The 17445-nt window shown below is 59.1% G+C and carries 18 protein-coding genes and 1 riboswitch; of the genes, 12 read left to right on the top strand and 6 right to left on the bottom strand.

Going from position 1 to position 17445, the window contains the following annotated elements:
• Positions 1–133: 133 nt before the first annotated feature.
• Positions 134–303: riboswitch (yybP-ykoY riboswitch) on the top strand.
• A 7-nt stretch (positions 304–310) separates the two neighbouring features.
• Positions 311–874, top strand: coding sequence for a manganese efflux pump MntP (gene mntP, locus QMX93_RS18240; protein ID WP_282357548.1), 564 nt, complete (start codon positions 311–313; stop codon positions 872–874).
• Between the two features lie 2 nt (positions 875–876).
• Here mntP and QMX93_RS18235 read toward each other — a convergent pair whose 3' ends face one another.
• Together QMX93_RS18235 and QMX93_RS18230 are read right to left on the bottom strand one after the other, a co-directional pair.
• Complete coding sequence (locus tag QMX93_RS18235; RefSeq protein ID WP_282357546.1) at positions 877–1593, bottom strand: DUF72 domain-containing protein; 717 nt, start codon at positions 1591–1593, stop codon at positions 877–879.
• A 113-nt stretch (positions 1594–1706) separates the two neighbouring features.
• Positions 1707–3494, bottom strand: a complete 1788-nt coding sequence (locus QMX93_RS18230) for a thiamine pyrophosphate-requiring protein (RefSeq protein WP_282357544.1) — start codon at positions 3492–3494, stop codon at positions 1707–1709.
• Between the two features lie 228 nt (positions 3495–3722).
• Between QMX93_RS18230 and QMX93_RS18225 the strand changes: the two genes are divergently transcribed.
• Entirely contained in the window at positions 3723–4229 is a 507-nt protein-coding gene (locus QMX93_RS18225) for a cupin (protein WP_282357542.1), read from the top strand.
• 3 nt (positions 4230–4232) lie between these two features.
• Here the strand turns inward: QMX93_RS18225 and QMX93_RS18220 are convergent, their stop codons facing one another.
• Complete coding sequence (locus tag QMX93_RS18220) at positions 4233–4508, bottom strand: DUF2798 domain-containing protein (protein WP_212544463.1); 276 nt, start codon at positions 4506–4508, stop codon at positions 4233–4235.
• Positions 4509–4633: 125 nt separating this feature from the next.
• On the opposite strand from QMX93_RS18220, the gene QMX93_RS18215 reads away from it, so the two are divergent.
• The 6 genes from QMX93_RS18215 to QMX93_RS18190 all read left to right on the top strand — a co-directional run bounded on the left by QMX93_RS18215 (position 4634) and on the right by QMX93_RS18190 (position 11775).
• Complete coding sequence (locus QMX93_RS18215; protein WP_212544464.1) at positions 4634–5560, top strand: LysR family transcriptional regulator; 927 nt, start codon at positions 4634–4636, stop codon at positions 5558–5560.
• A gap of 89 nt (positions 5561–5649) precedes the next feature.
• Complete coding sequence (locus QMX93_RS18210) at positions 5650–6066, top strand: GFA family protein (protein ID WP_282357537.1); 417 nt, start codon at positions 5650–5652, stop codon at positions 6064–6066.
• Between the two features lie 96 nt (positions 6067–6162).
• Positions 6163–6600: a hypothetical protein gene (locus tag QMX93_RS18205; protein WP_282357535.1), complete on the top strand. Its 438-nt coding sequence runs from the start codon at positions 6163–6165 to the stop codon at positions 6598–6600.
• A 630-nt stretch (positions 6601–7230) separates the two neighbouring features.
• Positions 7231–8070 carry a glutathione-dependent disulfide-bond oxidoreductase gene (gene yghU, locus QMX93_RS18200; protein ID WP_282357533.1) on the top strand — a complete coding sequence of 280 codons (840 nt, stop codon included), beginning with the start codon at positions 7231–7233 and terminating at the stop codon, positions 8068–8070.
• A gap of 217 nt (positions 8071–8287) precedes the next feature.
• Complete coding sequence (locus QMX93_RS18195; protein ID WP_282357531.1) at positions 8288–10465, top strand: TonB-dependent siderophore receptor; 2178 nt, start codon at positions 8288–8290, stop codon at positions 10463–10465.
• 116 nt (positions 10466–10581) lie between these two features.
• On the top strand, positions 10582–11775 hold the full coding sequence (locus QMX93_RS18190; protein ID WP_282357530.1) for a GAF domain-containing sensor histidine kinase: 1194 nt from the start codon (positions 10582–10584) through the stop codon (positions 11773–11775).
• 647 nt (positions 11776–12422) lie between these two features.
• On the opposite strand, the gene QMX93_RS18185 is transcribed toward QMX93_RS18190, so the two are convergent.
• From QMX93_RS18185 to QMX93_RS18175, 3 genes are all read right to left on the bottom strand, one after another.
• A complete protein-coding gene (locus QMX93_RS18185; RefSeq protein WP_282357529.1) occupies positions 12423–13055 on the bottom strand; it encodes a LysE family translocator in 633 nt (210 codons plus the stop codon).
• A gap of 306 nt (positions 13056–13361) precedes the next feature.
• A complete protein-coding gene (locus tag QMX93_RS18180; protein WP_282357528.1) occupies positions 13362–13703 on the bottom strand; it encodes a hypothetical protein in 342 nt (113 codons plus the stop codon).
• Positions 13704–13789: 86 nt separating this feature from the next.
• The gene (locus QMX93_RS18175) at positions 13790–14434 is read right to left on the bottom strand and encodes an ATPase (protein ID WP_282357526.1); all 645 of its coding nucleotides are present in this window, start codon (positions 14432–14434) and stop codon (positions 13790–13792) included.
• A 169-nt stretch (positions 14435–14603) separates the two neighbouring features.
• On the opposite strand from QMX93_RS18175, the gene QMX93_RS18170 reads away from it, so the two are divergent.
• The 4 genes from QMX93_RS18170 to QMX93_RS18155 all read left to right on the top strand — a co-directional run bounded on the left by QMX93_RS18170 (position 14604) and on the right by QMX93_RS18155 (position 17149).
• The gene (locus QMX93_RS18170) at positions 14604–14852 is read left to right on the top strand and encodes a hypothetical protein (RefSeq protein ID WP_053120775.1); all 249 of its coding nucleotides are present in this window, start codon (positions 14604–14606) and stop codon (positions 14850–14852) included.
• Between the two features lie 144 nt (positions 14853–14996).
• Positions 14997–16154, top strand: coding sequence for a GGDEF domain-containing protein (locus tag QMX93_RS18165; RefSeq protein ID WP_282357525.1), 1158 nt, complete (start codon positions 14997–14999; stop codon positions 16152–16154).
• Between the two features lie 7 nt (positions 16155–16161).
• Positions 16162–16656 carry a thioesterase gene (locus tag QMX93_RS18160; RefSeq protein WP_053120779.1) on the top strand — a complete coding sequence of 165 codons (495 nt, stop codon included), beginning with the start codon at positions 16162–16164 and terminating at the stop codon, positions 16654–16656.
• A gap of 37 nt (positions 16657–16693) precedes the next feature.
• Entirely contained in the window at positions 16694–17149 is a 456-nt protein-coding gene (locus QMX93_RS18155; protein WP_282357522.1) for an HIT domain-containing protein, read from the top strand.
• Positions 17150–17445: the final 296 nt, after the last annotated feature.

Below are 17445 nucleotides of genomic sequence, written 5' to 3'. Positions count from 1 at the left end.
CCGTTGGAGTGCGCAGCGGTCCCTGCTTATCAAAGAGGGGCCGCTGCGCGACCCAACGGGGATAAATCCCCTCGCCACAAATCAGCTTGAGCGGCGGTTTTAACGAAATTTTCATACCCAACCGCCTATGATCCCGCACCTCGTTGGGGAGTAGCCTGTTTCCGTGCACTGCGGAAGCGTTCGTATCAACATTCTCGGCAACATGCCGTGGTGCGAACACCTTTTGGTTGGTGAGACCGACGACACATCCATGCCTAAAGTCGGGCGTGTGGTTGTGTCGTTGACTCATAGCCCGACTGGAAGTATCTCCGTGAATCCTGTTTCCCTCATTTTCCTTGCCCTGGCCATGTCCACGGATGCGTTTGCAGCCGCCATCGGCAAAGGCTCCAGCCTGCACAAACCGCGCCTCACGGAAGCCCTGCGTACCGGTCTGATCTTCGGCGTGATCGAAGCCATCACCCCCATTATCGGCTGGCTGATCGGCCAGGCCGCGACCCAATGGGTTGCCGAATGGGATCACTGGATCGCCTTCACCCTGCTGGTGGTTCTCGGCCTGCACATGATCTACAACGGTCTGAAGCATGAAGAAGAGCAAGAAGAAAAACCGGGTTCGCATTCCTTCCTGATTCTCGCCGTCACCGCGTTTGCCACCAGCATCGACGCCCTTGCCGTGGGCGTTGGCCTGGCGTTTGTCGACGTGAATATCTGGGTGGCTGCGGCGGCGATCGGTCTGGCGACCATGACCATGGTGACCATCGGCGTCATGCTCGGCCGGGTGTTGGGCTCTATGGTTGGCAAGCGTGCTGAAATCGTTGGCGGTGTGGTGCTGATGATCGTCGGTGCGACGATTTTGTATGAGCATCTCGCGGTCTGAGATTAGCCGTTAGACAGCGCCGTCAGTGCCAACGCGTTGCCTAGCGCGGCCCCGCTGGCGGTGTTGTCGAAAATGCACCAGGTCGCCGCGCCTTGCGCATCGGCGGCCTGCAATACGCTAGCGAGGCTCTCTAAACAGGAGTCATCGTAGGCACTGTGGTAAATGCGCGGCGAACCGTGCAGGCGCCAATACCGCGTCCCTTGCCAGCCAACCGCGGAAGAATCACTGCTGATGCGCGACGGATCGACCACAGCCTGAGCGATACGGTAAGCGATCAGCAATGATTCGGCAGCCACCCATGACTCATGACGCGGCTCCAGCACCACGTCGCCGTCGAAGCGCTGGCGCAACGCATTGAAAAACGCTTCGGCACTGACCGCATCAAATGCCAGTGACGGCGGCAATTGCAGCAGCAAACAGCCCAAGCGATCAGCCAAACCGCTGCACTGCGCCAGGAACTCATCGAGTTCTTCGTCGCAATCCAACAATCGGCGTTCATGGCTGATCTGCTTGGGCATTTTTACCGAAAAACGAAACCCTTCCGGCACCGAATCCGCCCAACGTTCATAGGTTGAGCGGCGATGTGGGCGGTAAAACGAGCTGTTGATTTCCACACAGTTGAGACGTGCCGCATAGCGTTGCAAATGCGTGCCCTCCTCCGCAAATGCCGGCCAATGCTCACGCCCGAGACTCCAGCCGGCACACCCAATGAAAATCAAACATCACCTCCTACCACGACACTCCAATGTAGGAGCTGCCGCAGGCTGCGATCTTTTGATCTTATAAACAACGTCAAAAGATCGCAGCCTTCGGCAGCTCCTACAGGGGGACGTTATTTTTTGCTGGGGAGAACTGAGCTCAAAACCTGCTTGGCGGTTTGCACCAGAATCCCCGCCTCGTCCGGATCGCCCTTGAGCAACGTCGTGGCGAATTTCTTCGCTTGTTCGAGCTTGATGTGCGGCGGCAGCGGCGCCACGTTCGGGTCGGTCTTGAACTCGATCAACACCGGCACATCGGAAGCCAAAGCCTGTTCCCAAGCGCCCGCAACGTCCTCTTCGCGATCAACGAAAATCCCTTTCAGGCCGATGGAAATCGCGAACAGGTGATACGGCACATCGGGAATGTTCTGCGACGCCTCGAACTTCGGATCGCCCTCCATCACTCGCTGCTCCCACGTCACCTGATTGAGATCTTCGTTGTTGAACACCGCGCAGATCCATTTCGGGCTCTTCCACTGCCGCCAGTATTTGGCAACGGTGATCAGCTCGGCCATGTTGTTCATCTGCATCGCACCATCGCCCACCAGCGCAATCACCGAGCGTTCGGGATAGGCGAATTTAGCGGCGATCGCATAAGGCACAGCGGCGCCCATTGAGGCCAGCCCGCCGGACAACGAACACATCATGCCGCGACGAATTTTCAGGTCGCGGGCAAACCAATTGGCGCACGAACCGGAGTCGCTGGTGATGATCGCTTCATCCGGCACTCGCGGTGACAGCTCATAGACCACCCGCTGCGGATTGATCGGTTTGGCCTTGGCCATCGCGCGTTTTTCCAGGGTTTTCTCCCAACTGCCGCGCCAGCCTTCGACTTTCTTGCGCCACTTGCCCGAGGTTTTTTGTTCGAGCAACGGCAACAACGCCGCGAGGGTTTCCGCTGCGTCGCCGACCAGATTGACTTCCATCGGATAACGCAGGCTGAGCATGTCGGGCTGCAGATCGATCTGCACACCACGCGCCTGCCCCTCTTTGGGCAGAAACTCCGAATACGGGAAACCCGAACCGATCATCAGCAAGGTGTCGCACTCGGTCATCAACTTGTAGCTGGGCTCCGTACCGAGCAAACCGATGCTGCCGGTCACCCACGGCAAATCATCCGGAAGCACCGCTTTGCCAAGCAGCGCCTTGGCCACGCCGGCGCCAAGTTTTTCGGCAATGGCAATCACTTCATCGGTCGCCTGCAATGCGCCGGCACCGACCAGAATCGCGACCTTCTCGCCTGCGTTCAAAACGTCTGCTGCACGCTGCAAATCTTCGTCATAGGGCAGCACTTTCGGCTTGGTGTAACCGACACCGGAATGCGCGGTGCCGTGCGCGCGGGCCGGCGCCTGATATTCGAGATCCTGCAAATCATTGGGCAGGATCAGCGCGGTCACCCGACGTTCGCCAATCGCCGTACGCACCGCGCGGTCGAGCAAATGCCGCACCTGCGAAGGCGCCGAAGCCTGCTGCACAAACGCGCCGGCGACGTCCTTGAACATCGACACCAGATCCAGCTCTTGCTGATAGTGACTGCCCAACGCCGTGCGTGCCTGCTGGCCGACAATGGCCAGCACCGGCATGTGATCCATCCGCGCATCGTAAAGCCCGGTGATCAAATGCGAAGCCCCGGGGCCGGACGTGGCAATGCACACACCCAGCTCACCCGTGAATTTCGCGTGGGCCGAGGCCATGAACGCGGCCATTTCCTCATGCCGCGCCTGCACAAATTCAATCTTGCCTTTAGCTCGATCGAGCGCGCCGAACACGCCATTGATGCCGTCGCCCGGATAACCAAAAATCCGCGTGACGCCCCATTGGCTGAGCCGCTCAACCAGAAAATCGCCTACTGTCGTTGTCATCTCGATCCTCGTCTTTTCGCCGGTGTAAGGGTCTGGACAGTCGCGCGGATGGCGAAGTTTCGATTGATTACCTTGAAACGGTTTCTCGTTTACGATCCAACCATTGAGCCCGCAGGCCATTCGCGAGCAAGCCCGTTGCCACATTTGCAATGCATTGCAAAGTGGGAGCGGGCTTGCTCGCGAAGAGGCCAGAGCCATTCACACAAAATTTCGGCAGAGGAACACAGCATGCAAACGCCCCCACAATCCCTGCTGCTCCAACCCAACGAATGGGTACCGAACAACCCGCGCTTGCCGGTTTTAATCTACCGCCAGGCGATTGCCATCGAAGGCAACGACCCTGCCACGCTGTTCGAGCAAACTTTCAACGCCAATGGCTGGCCACCGCAATGGCGCTACGGGATTTACGATTATCACCACTACCACACCGAGGGCCATGAAGTGCTCGGGGTTGCCGTTGGCCATGCGCGGTTGATGCTCGGCGGGCCCAACGGACATGCCGTTGAAGTCAGCGCGGGTGACGTGGTGCTGTTGCCCGCCGGCACCGGGCATTGCAACCTGGGGTCAAGCGATGACTTCCTCGTGGTCGGCGCTTATCCGCCCGGGCAGCATGCCGATATCTGCCGCGAGGCGGCGACTTCGCAGCAGTTGGAGAAGATCAAGAATCTACCGTTTCCGCAAACGGATCCGGTGCAGGGCTTGCACGGCGCGGTCAGCCAGCAGTGGTCGAAGTAACGGTCAACGATGCGGATGCACCGTCATCGAAACCAGTTTGATCACGATCGGCCGCACCACGAGGATGCAAAGAAACGCCACCGGCATCGCCAGCTTGTAGGCGTGCAGCGCATTACTCAGGTAGTCGTTATCAATGCCTGAATTGGCGGCGGTAATCACCAGCGACATCAGAAAAGCCATGATGGTCGCCATGTACAACGCAAACACATACGGCGTCGCTCGCGCCGAAAGCTTGCGGCGACTGACATAAACGGCTTCTGCATTGCTTCTTTGATTCATAGGGCTTTCCATCCATTGACAGGGAGCGGGCACGTTAGCAAAGCCCTGACCCCTCAACTAGACGGCCAAATGCAGGTGCTTTATAAAGCAGAACTTACGAATCAACCCCTTCCGGCAGGCCATCGATGAATCTGTTAGCGGCGATTGCCAGTTTTATCAAAGTGGTCGAATCCGGCTCTATCGTCGGCGCCGCCAAGGCGTTGGGCGTCAGTGCCGCAGCGGTCAGCCAGACCATCAATCGCCTGGAAACACACCTCGGTGTGCGCCTGTTGCAACGTACTACTCGGCGCATGGCACTCACCGAAAACGGCGCGGTGTATTACGAAAAGGTCAAGCGCATCGCGGCGGATCTGGAGTCCGCGCAAAGTTCGATCAATCGCGAAGACAGCGAACTGCAAGGTCGCTTGAGCATCGCCTCGACCTCGGCGTTCGGCCGGCATGTGCTGGCGCCGCTGATTGCCGGTTTCGCCGCGCAACATCCGCGGCTGCTGATCGAGCTTTCGACCACCGACGGCAAGATCAATCACATCCAGGACGGCATCGATCTGAGCTTGCGGATCAAGCCGCAACTGGAGGACGGCATCGTCGCGCGCAAGATCGTGTCCCTGCCCTTCATCATGTGCGCCGCGCCGGCTTATTTGCAGCGCGCCGGCTGGCCGCAATCGCCTGACGATCTGCAAAACCATGCGTGCCTGGCGTTTCGTTACCCCTTGGACGGGCGCTTTCTGCGCTGGAGTTTTATCCGCGATGGCCAGCGTTACGACGCTGATATCAACGCGACTGCGATCAGCGACGACATCGACGCGCTGACGCAGATGGCAATCCACGGCGCCGGCATCACCCGACTGGCGGAGTTCGTCGCGGCTCCGTATCTGCAAAACGGCCAGCTGCTGCCGTTGTTTGCACAACGCGACGACGCAACTCATGCAGTTGTCGAGCCCATGGAGATTTTCGCCTGCGTGCAGGAGCGCGCGGCGATGACGGCCAAAGTCAGAGCGTTTATCGAGTATTTGACCGAGCACCTGAAACAGCGCTGGCCGGTGGATTTTTGATACAAGTCGAACTCGCCGAAACGCGCGGAATCAGGCACAGTCGCGCCTCGGTGATCGCTGTACATCCTTCATGGAGAACCAAAACAATAATGCTCACACCTTCACCCCAAACCTTCCGCGGCAGTTGCCTCTGCGGGGCCGTCAAATACCAGATCCGCTCACGGCCAAAAGCGCTTTCGCACTGCCATTGCAGCCAATGCCGCAAAAGCCACGGCGCAGCATTTGCCAGCTACGGCAGTGTGATGCGCGGCAACCTGGAACTGTTGCAGGGCGGTGAAGACCTCAAGTCCTACCAGTCTTCAGAATCGGTGGTGCGCCAGTTCTGCTCGCACTGCGGCTCGTCGATGTTCTGGTCGCGGGCACAGGGTGAATTTGCCGATTGGGTTTCGGTGGCGCTGGGCACACTGGATACGCACTTCACCTCGGATAATCAGAAGCACGTCGAGCTGACATCGAAAGCGTCGTGGTACGAGATGGCGGATCAACGGCCGAAGAGCCGCGCGTGAAGAGGGTAAACGGTGGTCGGGTTGATGCGACGGTTTCAGACGCCCGACGATCTGCTTAACTGAGTGGTTGCAGTTCGTTCTTAACGGAGGCCAGCCATGAAATTCAGTCATTCACTCACCGCACTGTTGGTAGTCGCCAGCCTGTTCGGTTGCGCCTCTTCATCTAGCCCCGGCGCAAATGTGACGCTCACCGCCACTCGCCAAAACAGCGGGCAGATCGGCAACGTCACGCTCGCCGACTGGGGCAAGGACACCGGTTTCAGCTTCTTCATCAGCGGCGCACCCAACGGGGCTTCCCTGCCCTTGCGGCTGTACGCCTTCGTCAACAAAGGCAGCTGCGCACAGCCCGGCCCGGTGGCCTATGCGATGAACGACAAGGTCAACACCGAACGCCAACCGGTGCGTGGTTGGGCCTTCTCAAGAAGCGCGCCGGTGCCGTTGTCGACGTTGCTGGCCGGTGAGTATTACGTGGTGGTGCGCACGGCCGCGACTGACGGCAATGTCGATATATTCTGCGGCGATATCCGCCATTAATTGAAAGCTGTGTCTGACAGATCGCTTTCGCGAGCAAGCCCGCTCCCACATTTGATTTGGGTGTACACGGGCTTTGTGTTCGACAGAATATCTGTAGGAGCAAAGCTTGCTCGCGAAGGCGTCGGCACAGACAACCTCTCCATCGCCTGACACACCGCTTTCGCGAGCAAGCTCGGCTCCTACAGTTATCGGGTGGTTTGATCGGGATTTTGGGTACGGCCGAGAACCCTGTGGGAGCCGGGCTTGCCCGCGAAGGCGGCGGCAAGGTCAACATGTTCATTGCCTGACACACCGCTTTCGCGAGCAGGCTCGCTCCCACATTTGATTTAGGGCGTACACGGGCCTTTGTGTCCGACAGAAATCTGTAGGAGCAAAGCTTGCTCGCGAAGGCGTCGGCACAGACAACCTCTCCATCGCCTGACACACCGCTTTCGCGAGCAAGCTCGGCTCCTACAGGATTTGGGATGTAACCGAGATTTTGGGTGCGGCCGAGAACCCTGTGGGAGCGAGCCTGCTCGCGAAGGCGGCGGCACGGTTAACATCAGCGTGGCAGGCAGTCCGGTTTTACATGGATCACCCTTGATTGGGTATATTCCTCCTCGTGCATTCATCGATGACGAGGTCTGTTTCATGAGCAAGTCGCCCTACGTTCCGCCCAAAGTCTGGAAACACGAAGCACCGTCCGGCGGCCAGTTCGCCAGCATCAATCGACCCACCGCCGGGCCGACTCACGACAAAACCCTGCCGGTCGGCAAGCATCCTTTGCAGTTGTATTCCCTGGCCACGCCCAACGGCGTCAAGGTCACTATCCTGCTCGAAGAGCTGCTGGCCTTGGGGCACACCGCTGCCGAATACGACGCCTGGCTAATCCGCATCAACGAGGGCGACCAGTTCTCCAGCGGTTTCGTCGAGATCAACCCCAACTCGAAAATCCCCGCCCTGCTCGATCACAGCACCGAGCCGCCGACTCGCGTGTTCGAATCCGGTTCAATCCTGCTCTACCTCGCGGAGAAATTCGGCGCCTTCCTGCCCAAAGATCCGGCCGGACGCACCGAAACGCTCAACTGGCTGTTCTGGCAAATGGGCGCAGCGCCCTATCTCGGCGGCGGCTTCGGCCATTTCTACGCCTATGCGCCGGAGAAGCTCGAATACCCGATCAACCGCTTCACCATGGAAGCCAAGCGTCAGCTCGACGTGCTCGATCGGCGTCTGGCGGAAAGTCCGTATCTGGCCGGCGACAGTTACACCATCGCCGACATCGCAGTGTGGCCGTGGTACGGCCAACTGGTGCGCAACAACGTTTATTCAGCGGCGGAGTTTCTCGCGGCGCAGGAATACACCCACGTGCAGCGCTGGGCCGAAGAGATCGCCAATCGTCCGGCGGTGATTCGTGGCCTGCGGGTCAATCGCACGTGGGGCGATGAGGCAACTCAGGTGCCTGAGCGCCATCAAGCCGAAGATTTAAGCTGACCCCCTCTCCCCCTCGCTGCCGATCACAATGTTCGTTGATCGGCAGCGACTCCCCGCTTCAGCCCCCGTGTTCTCAAACGCGCCAAATGTGAAAATTTCATTAACTAACTGACTCGTACGGGTTTCTTCGAGCGATTCGATCTGCCAGACTAATGCGAATAATTCCTACACGCAGTCGCAACAGATTCGTTTTTGTATTAATTGGGGAAGCAGATTGATGTCGTTTCACACCAAAAGCCGTCGTGCAAACCGTTCACCTAACCTGTTGGCACTCGCCATCTGCATGGCCAGTATCACCAGCGTTTCAGCGGATGAAACGCCTGAAACCAAGCCGAAAGATGACGCCCCAGCCACCGTTCTGGAGCTCGGCGCCACCGAAATCGGCGCCACGCAAATGAGCAGCACCACCGAAGGTTCGGGCTCCTACACCACCGGCCCGATGCAGACCGCGACCAAACTGCCACTGACCATGCGCGAAACACCGCAAGCGGTAACCGTCATCACCCGCCAGCGCATGGACGATCAGGCCATGACCAGCGTCAACGACGTGGTCAAAGCGACGCCGGGGTTGTTCCTCAGTCAGTCCAGCGGCCCGGGCCGGCAGACTTACAGCTCGCGCGGTTTTGACATCGACAACATCATGTACGACGGCCTGCCGAGTTCGTACCAGCCGTTCTCGATGGCCGTGCAACCGAATCTGGCGATGTTCGACCGCGTGGAAATCATTCGCGGCGCCACCGGTCTCGTTACCGGCGCCGGCAACCCTTCGGCCGCGATCAACATGGTGCGCAAACGCCCGACGGCCGAGCAGCAAGTCACCCTCACCGGCGCCGCTGGCAGTTGGGATGATTATCGCGGCGAGATCGACGCCTCCAGCCCGCTGAACGAGAGCGGCACCCTGCGCGGCCGCGTGGTGGGTTCCTATCAGGGCGCCGACAGTTTCCGCGACAAAGAACAAAACGATCACGGCTTGTTCTACGCCATCGGTGAAGCCGACCTGAGCGACAGCACCACCGCATCCCTGGGCTTCTCGCGTCAGAACGAGCAGACCAACTACTTCTGGGGCGGCTTGCCACTGGGCACCGACGGACACCACCTCGACCTGCCCCGCTCGACCTATCCCGGCACCGACTGGGAAAACAAGAAGCTGCAGATCGACACCGTTTTCGGCGATATCGAGCACCGCTTCAACAACGATTGGCGCCTGCACGTCGCGGGTTCCGCCTCGACGCTGAACGGCGAATTCTCCGGTACCTATCTGTCGCGCTACAGCGGCCCGCTGGAAACCACCGCCTACCAGTCGCACAACACCGACAAACAAAGATCGATCGATGCGTTTGCCAGCGGCCCGTTTGAAGCCTTCGGCCGCACCCACGAACTGGTCGTCGGTGCGAGCAATCGCGTCTACGATGCGACCTCCAAAGAATACGACCCATACACCACCGCCTGGCCGATCGGCGCGCCAAAACCTGATTTCGTGCGCGACAGCAAAACCCGTACCGTCACCACGCAGGACGCGGTTTACCTGACCACGCGCCTGAGCCTCGCCGACCCGCTGACACTGATCCTCGGCAGTCGCCTCGACTGGTACGACTACGACGACCGCAGCGGCGATGGCGACTTTAAAGTCACCCGCAACCTGACCCGCTACGCCGGCCTGATCTACAAACTCGACGATCACCATTCGCTGTACGCCAGTTACACCGACATCTTCAGCCCGCAATCGTCGAAAGACCTGTCCGGCAAAGTGCTCGATCCAATCGTTGGCGAAAACTACGAAGTCGGCGTCAAGGGTGAATACTTCAACGGTGCGCTCAACGCCAGCCTGGCGGTGTTCCAGATCGACCAGACCAACCGCGCCACCACCGCCGAAACGCAGTTGGGTTGCCCGGTCATGACCTGTTATCAGGCCTCGGGCAAGGTTCGCAGCCAGGGCGTCGACATGGAACTGCAAGGTGCGCTGACCGAAAACTGGCAAGTGGGCGCCGGCTACACCTACACCCGCGCGCACTACATCAAAGACGAAAACCCGGCCAACGATAATCAGCAGTTCGACACCGACACGCCGGAGCACCTGTTCAAGGTTTCGACGATGTATCGCTTGCAAGGCCCGCTGGAAAAACTCCGCGTCGGCGGCAGCGTCTACTGGCAGAGCCGCATGTACAACGACGTGCCAGTCGCCAACGGCACCTATCGCGTCGAACAGGGCAGCTATGCCACCGCCGACCTGATGGCCGGTTACGAAGTCAACCAGCACCTCGATCTGCAAGTTAACGCCAACAACATCTTCGACCGCGTCTACTACTCCGCCATCGGCTCCAACACCACGTGGGGCTCCAACGACAACTACGGCGATCCGCGCAGCTACATGCTGACCGCCAAGTACAAGTTCTAAAACGACCAACGGCGCCGGGATTTTCTCGGCGCCGTTGCATTTGTTGCGCTGGAGCAATTAGTCATGTCGGCTAATAAGAGATAGTCTTTGACAGATATCTTTTCGAAGCGCCCGCCATGACCGACCCGCAATTCTCAGCCGACATCGACGCGATCAGCAGCATAGACGCCGTGCCGGTAATTCTGAGCATGGTCAAACACCTCACCGGCATGCGTTTCGCGGCGGTAGCCCGCGTCACTGAGCGCAACTGGGTGGCCTGCGCTGTCGATGACTCGATCGATTTCGGCCTCAAACCCGGCGGCGAACTGGTGCTGGAATCGACCATCTGTCATGAAATCCGCCAACACCAGCAACCGGTGATCTTCGGCCACGCCAGCACCCACCCGATCTTTTCCACGCATCACACACCGATAACCTATGGCCTGGAAAGCTACATTTCCATTCCAATCGTCAAAGCCAATGGCGATTTTTTCGGCACGCTGTGCGCCATCGACTCAGTCCCGGCCAATCTCGATGAACCGGCCATCGCGAAAACCCTGACCCTGTTCGCCCAGTTGATCGCCATGAGCCTCGACACGCAAAGCCATCTGGCGGCCACCAAGGTTGAACTGGCCGATGCCAATGAACTTGGCCGATTGCGCGAGCAGTTCATCGCGGTGCTTGGGCATGATCTGCGCACGCCGTTGAGCGCGATTCGCATGAGTGCCGATCTGCTGGAAACCAAGACCGAGGAAAAACGTTCGCTGAATCTGATTTCGGCGATTCGCAACAGCTCGTTGCGCATGGGCGTGCTGATTGAAAACATCCTCGACTTTGCCCGTGGGCGACTGGGTGGCGGGATTCCGATCCAGCGCAAATTGGTCGATGACCTGCAACAGACGCTGCAGTTGACCCTTGAAGAAGTACAGGCGTCACACCCGCGAGCGACGTTCACGCACACGCTGAATGTGCCGAGCGGGGTGTATTGCGATGCGCTGCGCATCAGCCAGTTACTGTCCAATCTTCTGGGTAATGCGGCCACTCACGGTTCGGTACACGCGCCGATTGTCTTGAACGCCTACGCGGAGAACGATGAAATCGTGATCTCGCTGACCAACCAGGGCACACCGATTTCGGCACAATTGATGCCGCTGCTGTTCGAACCGTTTTCCCGTTCGGAAGCCGGCCATCGCAAAGAAGGTCTGGGGTTGGGGCTGTATATCGCGGCGCAGATTGCCACGGCGCACAACGGCACGTTGAGCGTGACCTCAGACGCCGAGTCGGGAACACACTTTGTGGCGCGGTTCCCGGCTCAGTTCAAGTGGGTTTGAGGCGATGGCTGCTTAAGACTGGTCGGCTGTCAGGCCGCCATCGCTGGCAAGCCAGCTTCCACAGTGTTTTCGTATGATCGGGATTTTGGAAACCCCTAGAAACCTGTGGGAGCGGGCTTGCTCGCGAATGCGGCGGCAGGTTCAGTATCCTCGTTGCAGGTACACCGCTTTCGCGAGCAAGCTCTGCTCCTACAAAAGCACAAGCAACATCAAAAGATCGCAGCCTTCGGCAGCTCCTACACAGGATGAGCGCAAGCTCGGCTGCAGCTTTTGATCTTGCGCTACCCGCCCCGTCGGCAGGCTGAGTGGAGGGATTGATCCGGGGGTGGGAGCGTAGCGACCGTTTGGCGCAGCCAAACACATCGAGAGGAGGTGCAGCGCAGCAAACCGGAGGCGATGCGCCCGGATCAATTCCGGAGGGAAGGAACCCCGAGCCCCAGCGAGCGGGCCGAACGCTGGGGCAAAGCCTTTTGGGTTACCTTTTCGGCGTCTGGAAAAGGTGACCCGCCGTAAGGGCGGAACCCTAAGCCGCCGTTACCGCAGCAATGGATATGTACCCAGTCAAAAAAAATCCAGCCGCCCAATCCGACGCCTTCGCGAGCAAGCCCGCTCCCAAAGTTGGAACCCAGCGCATCAAAAAAAACCGTCTACCGACGCATCGTCAGAATCGCCGCACCAAAACCAATAAACGTCGTCCCCACCACGCGGCTAACCCACCGCGACAGCGCGGGCCGGGTCAGTACGCCTTTGGCGCGTGATGCCAATGCTGCATAGACGCTGAGCGATGACACCGACAGCGCCATGAAGATCGAGGTCAGGATGAAAAACTGCGGCAGCAGCGCCGCGTCCTGATCGATGAACTGTGGGAACAGTGCGGTGAAAAACATCGTCGCTTTCGGGTTGGTCACGGCGGTGAGGAATGCCGATTTGAACAGCTTGCCGCGACTCGGGCGGTTTTTGCTGGTATCGCTGTCACTGCCAACTGCGAGCATTGGGCCCTTCTTCATCAGTTGCTTGACCCCGAGGTAGAACAGATAGCCGGCGCCGAGAATCTTCACCGCGTTGAAGAGCATCTCAGAACTGGCGAGCAAGGCGCCGAGGCCCAGCATCGCGGCGGCGGACAGGCAGAACAGGCCGCTGGCGTTGCCCAGGGAAGACCAGATCGTGCTGCGCTGACCGTGGGCCAGGCTGTTGTTGATCGCCATCAACGTCGCCGGGCCTGGGCTGGCGATTGCGATGGCGCCGACCAGGGTGAAGGTCAGAATCGAGTGAGAATCCATTTTCAGTGCTCGCGACAGGTGAGTGTCGGCATGTTACAGCAGCCAATCCGCCACACAACCTCAGGCCAATCATAGAACCTGTGGCGAGGGGATTTATCCCCGCTGGGGCGCGCAGCGGCCCTTCCTTTTCAATCTAAAGAGGGGCTGCTTCGCAGCCCAACGGGGATAAATCCCCTCGCCACAATGAATGCACTCATCCCAATCACAAGGCAAAAAAAGCCCCGCAACCCATAAAGGCGCGGGGCAAAGAATTGGTTGGTTGCGGCCAACCAAAGGAGCTCTTTCAGATACGTGTTCGCACAGTCTTCAGATGCAATCCTGTGCAGCACGTTCAAAACTGGAGGGCAGCAAGTTCGAGGCGAGCAAGTGTCGTTCATAGATAAACACCTTGCCGCCAGTGCCGGCCTTGTAAGCCTCCAGCACGTTGTCGGCGGAAATCTTGCTCGGCACCACGATCCGGTAGCTGCGCTGGGTCTGCGAAACGGTCGGGCTCAATGCACTGCCCTGCAACTTCGGCACCACGCAATCGGCGTATTGCGCCGGGGTCTTGCTGGTCTGCAAGGTCAGGCTCGGCGTGTTCGGGGCGGAAGCACAGCCGCCGAGCAACAAGGAAGCAACCGCCAGAACAGGCACAAATAAAGGACGCATCGGGTTCAATCCTGAAAATAAAAGGTTCGGTTTAACCGGCAATGGTTCAGCCTCACGGAGCCGCCATCGCCATTTATGTGTTGGGTTCAGCTCGCGGCCACCAGGGCCTTGAGCGAAGCGTCGAACTGCTTCAACGCATTCAGTTGCAGGTCACGCTGCTTGTCGATCTGCGCAGCGACGGCAGGCGCTGCCAGGTTATGCACCCAGACCGATGGCAAATTTTTCTCCACCGCGCCTTCGGCCTTGCCGATGTATTGCAGATTCGCGTCGTAGAACTTCGCGGTGAAACGCGCTTCAACCAGGCTGTTACGCTGGGTCAGCAAGCGATTGAACGTATCGAGCTTGACCACCACGTCCGGATGCGCCTGAATCAAGGCATCGAGATTGTCGTAAACGGTTACCGACAAAAACTGCTGCTGCAACGAACTGATCAACCAGTCGACCGCCAACTCCGGATCGGAACTGGCGACAAACGCTTCACGAATCCGCGAGTCCAGCGCATCTTTTGCGCCGTTCGCCGCCATGTCGTGGTAACGCTCCAGGTATTGCAGGTTTTCCAAGGTGTTTTCGCTGTACAACACACCGACCGTTTGCGTGTGTTTCAACGCCGCATTGCTGGCCGTGATCGGTTGCAAGTGACACGACCGGGCGTCGTCTGCGTAGGTCGGTGCAGCGGCAACCGCCCCGCCCATCAGCAGGGCGACCATGGCCAGTCGAGTCAATGTGTTCATCGCGCAAATTCCTTGAGCAGCGTGTTCGATGGAGGCAATTTTCCGCCTAACGCCGCTAAAGCAGAACTTCCGTTTCGTGATGATCACTATTACTTCCAGCGATAGTTGCGCGCCGTGTAGATTGATACACACTCAATTCCAACGAAAAATAATCACAGAGGATCTTTCCTTGAGAACGTTTGATCTGATCCGCGACGCCGTACTGCCCGACTTCCGTGATCGGGTGGCCGAATACCTTGTCCAGTACGAAAGCGTCCTGCTCGACAAAGACATCCACGACCCACAGCTCATTCTCGACACCGCCAATCAACTGCGCGGCTACCTGCGTGGGCTGAACACCACGCGGGTGTTAGGCATGGCCTATTGGGAAGAACTGGATCGACGGGTGGTGGACACCTGGCTCGCGCCGCAGCCATGACCGAACGCCCGACGCGCGACGGCTCACACCGTCCGCGTCCGGGCCGACACCAGTGGTCTGCGCGGCAACGCGCCCCCTGCGAAAAATACGCCCAAACGCTTACAATCGCCGGTCTTAATGCCCAATAGACAGGCTCGCTCAGAAATGCCGCTCGACCCTATTACAATGCTGACCATCTCGATCGCGCTTGCAGCCGCCGCGGCGCTGTACCTGGCGATCGAGTGGCGCAGCATTCGCGAGCCTTCCCTGCTGTTCTGGAGCGCCGGTTTCGCCACGATCACCGTCGGTTCCACCCTCGCCTTGCTACGCAGCAGCGGATTTTTGCTGATCGGCATCTGGTTCGCCAACGGTCTGCTGGTGACCGCACACTTTCTGTTCCTGCTCGGTGTCGCGCGCTTCACGCAGACGCGCCTGTCGAGCGCCTGGTACCTGATTTTCGTCACCTGGCTGGTGATGCTACTGCTGCCGGACGGGCCGCTGTGGTCGAAAGTCATGCTCGCGGCCAACTCGCTACTGGTGGCGCTGGCGACGCTCAAAGGCAGTTTTCTGCTGCGACCGCACGGTAAATCCCTGAGCGTCGGCGCCGTGCAATTGCGCTACGTGTTGCTGGTGCATGGCGCTTTTTATATCGCCAAGGCACTGACCGTGGTCATCCCCGGCACGCTGATTGATCTGGCGGCATTCCGTGGCGAGATCATCCAGATTTCACTGGTCGAAGGCGCGATGGCGATCATGCTGATTGCGCTGTCGATGACCGGCACCGAGCGCTATCGCCGCGAAAAAGAGATCGCCCGCCTCGCCGAACGCGACCCGCTGACCGCCCTCTACAACCGCCGCGCCCTGGAAAAACGTGCGCCGCGCTTGCTCGCCGATGTCTCGGCTGAACGCCCCGGCGCCCTGCTGCTGATCGATATCGACAACTTCAAACTGGTCAACGATCAGTACGGCCATATCGCTGGCGACCGCTTGCTGATCGCCTTGAGCGAGATGATTCGTTCGCTGCTGCCGCGTAATGCGCTGACAGCACGATTGGGTGGCGACGAGTTCGTCATCCTGCTCAACGGCGCCACAAGCGAGCGCATCGTCGAACTCGGCAACGTGCTGCGCGAGCAGTTTCTCGGCACCACTGCGCAGACGTTCCCCACCACCGAACCCGTCACCTTGAGCCTCGGCGCCACTCTGTTCGAGGTGCCGCCGGCCAGTCTGGCGGCGCTGATCGAGCAAGGCGACGCCGCGCTTTATGAATCCAAACGCGGTGGCCGCAACCGCATTCGCCTCACCGGGCTCCCACTTTCAGGATGAAAACACCATGACCAGCCTAGACACTGCTTTGCAAGACAGCGCCGCACCAGAAGGCGTTTGCTACGGCTGCGGCGGTAGCAATCCGCACGGTCTGCACATCAAAAGCTACTGGCATGAAGACGGCGTGCACGTCCTCGCCGACCACGTGCCGGACGCCAAATACTGCGGCTGGCCGGATCTGGTCTACGGCGGCTTGATCGCGATGCTGGTCGACTGCCACTCCAACTGGACGGCGATGGCCTACCACTACCGCGCCGAGAGTCGCGAGCCGGGCAGCCTGCCGCGTATCGATTGCGTCACGGGCAATCTGGGCATCAAATTCATCAAGCCGACGCCGATGGGTGTGCCGCTGACCTTGCGCGCCAGAGTTGAAGGAGAAGTCGGGCGCAAGTCGCGGGTGATCTGCGAAGTGTTTGCCGGTGATGTGCTGACAGCGGTGGGTGATTCGGTGTTTGTGCGCGTTGATACGGGATCATTGGCGGATGCAGCGCACGGACGTTAAGGTAATTTGAACTCAAAACTTTCATCAAGGATTGTGAATGTCGCTTATCTCGCAACGTGTCGAAATGGCCCGCAATGGCAGCAACGACAAAGTCATCTGCCGCATGGCTTCGGGCTGGGCAGTCATGGGCGATGTGCAGTTTCTGCCGGGTTATTGCCTGCTGCTGCCCGACCCGGTGGTGCCGAGTTTGAATGATCTGGACGCGGAGGCCCGGGCGGTTTACCTGCTCGACATGGCGCGCCTCGGGGATGTTGTTTTGGCGGTCACCGGTGCGCTGCGCATGAATTATGAAATTCTGGGTAATTCAGAGCCAGAGCTGCATTGCCATTTGTTTCCCCGTTACGCCACGGAACCGGACGACAAACGCAAAATGCCTGCGTGGTTTTATGACTGGAAGACAGCGGTGCCTTATACGGAGGATGTGCATGGGGAACTGCGGATGAGGATTGCGCAACGGCTGGAGCCCCTCACCCTAGCCCTCTCCCAGAGGTAGAGGGGACTGATTGGGGGATGCTGATGAGGTTCGCCGACCTGAAAGTGCTTTGCCGAATCCAGAATCGACTCGGTCAGACAGTCGATTTATGGAGAGATCGCCCAAGCCCCTCACCCTAGCCCTCTCCCAGAGGTAGAGGGGACTGATTGGGGGATGCTGATGAGGTACGCCGACCTGAAAGTGCTTTGCTGAATCCAGAATCGACTCGGTCTTCTGAGAGCGCTTCACCGAATCCATAATCGACCCGGTCGTTCAGGTCGATGTAACACGCAAGACACCTCGGTCGGCCCCCTCTC

The sequence above is a fragment of the Pseudomonas sp. PS01303 genome (genome assembly GCF_029959385.1).
Classification (GTDB): Bacteria; Pseudomonadota; Gammaproteobacteria; order Pseudomonadales; family Pseudomonadaceae; genus Aquipseudomonas; species Aquipseudomonas rustica.
Note: the sequence above shows the minus strand (reverse complement) of the source record. Positions and strands in the feature narration are given on the sequence as shown.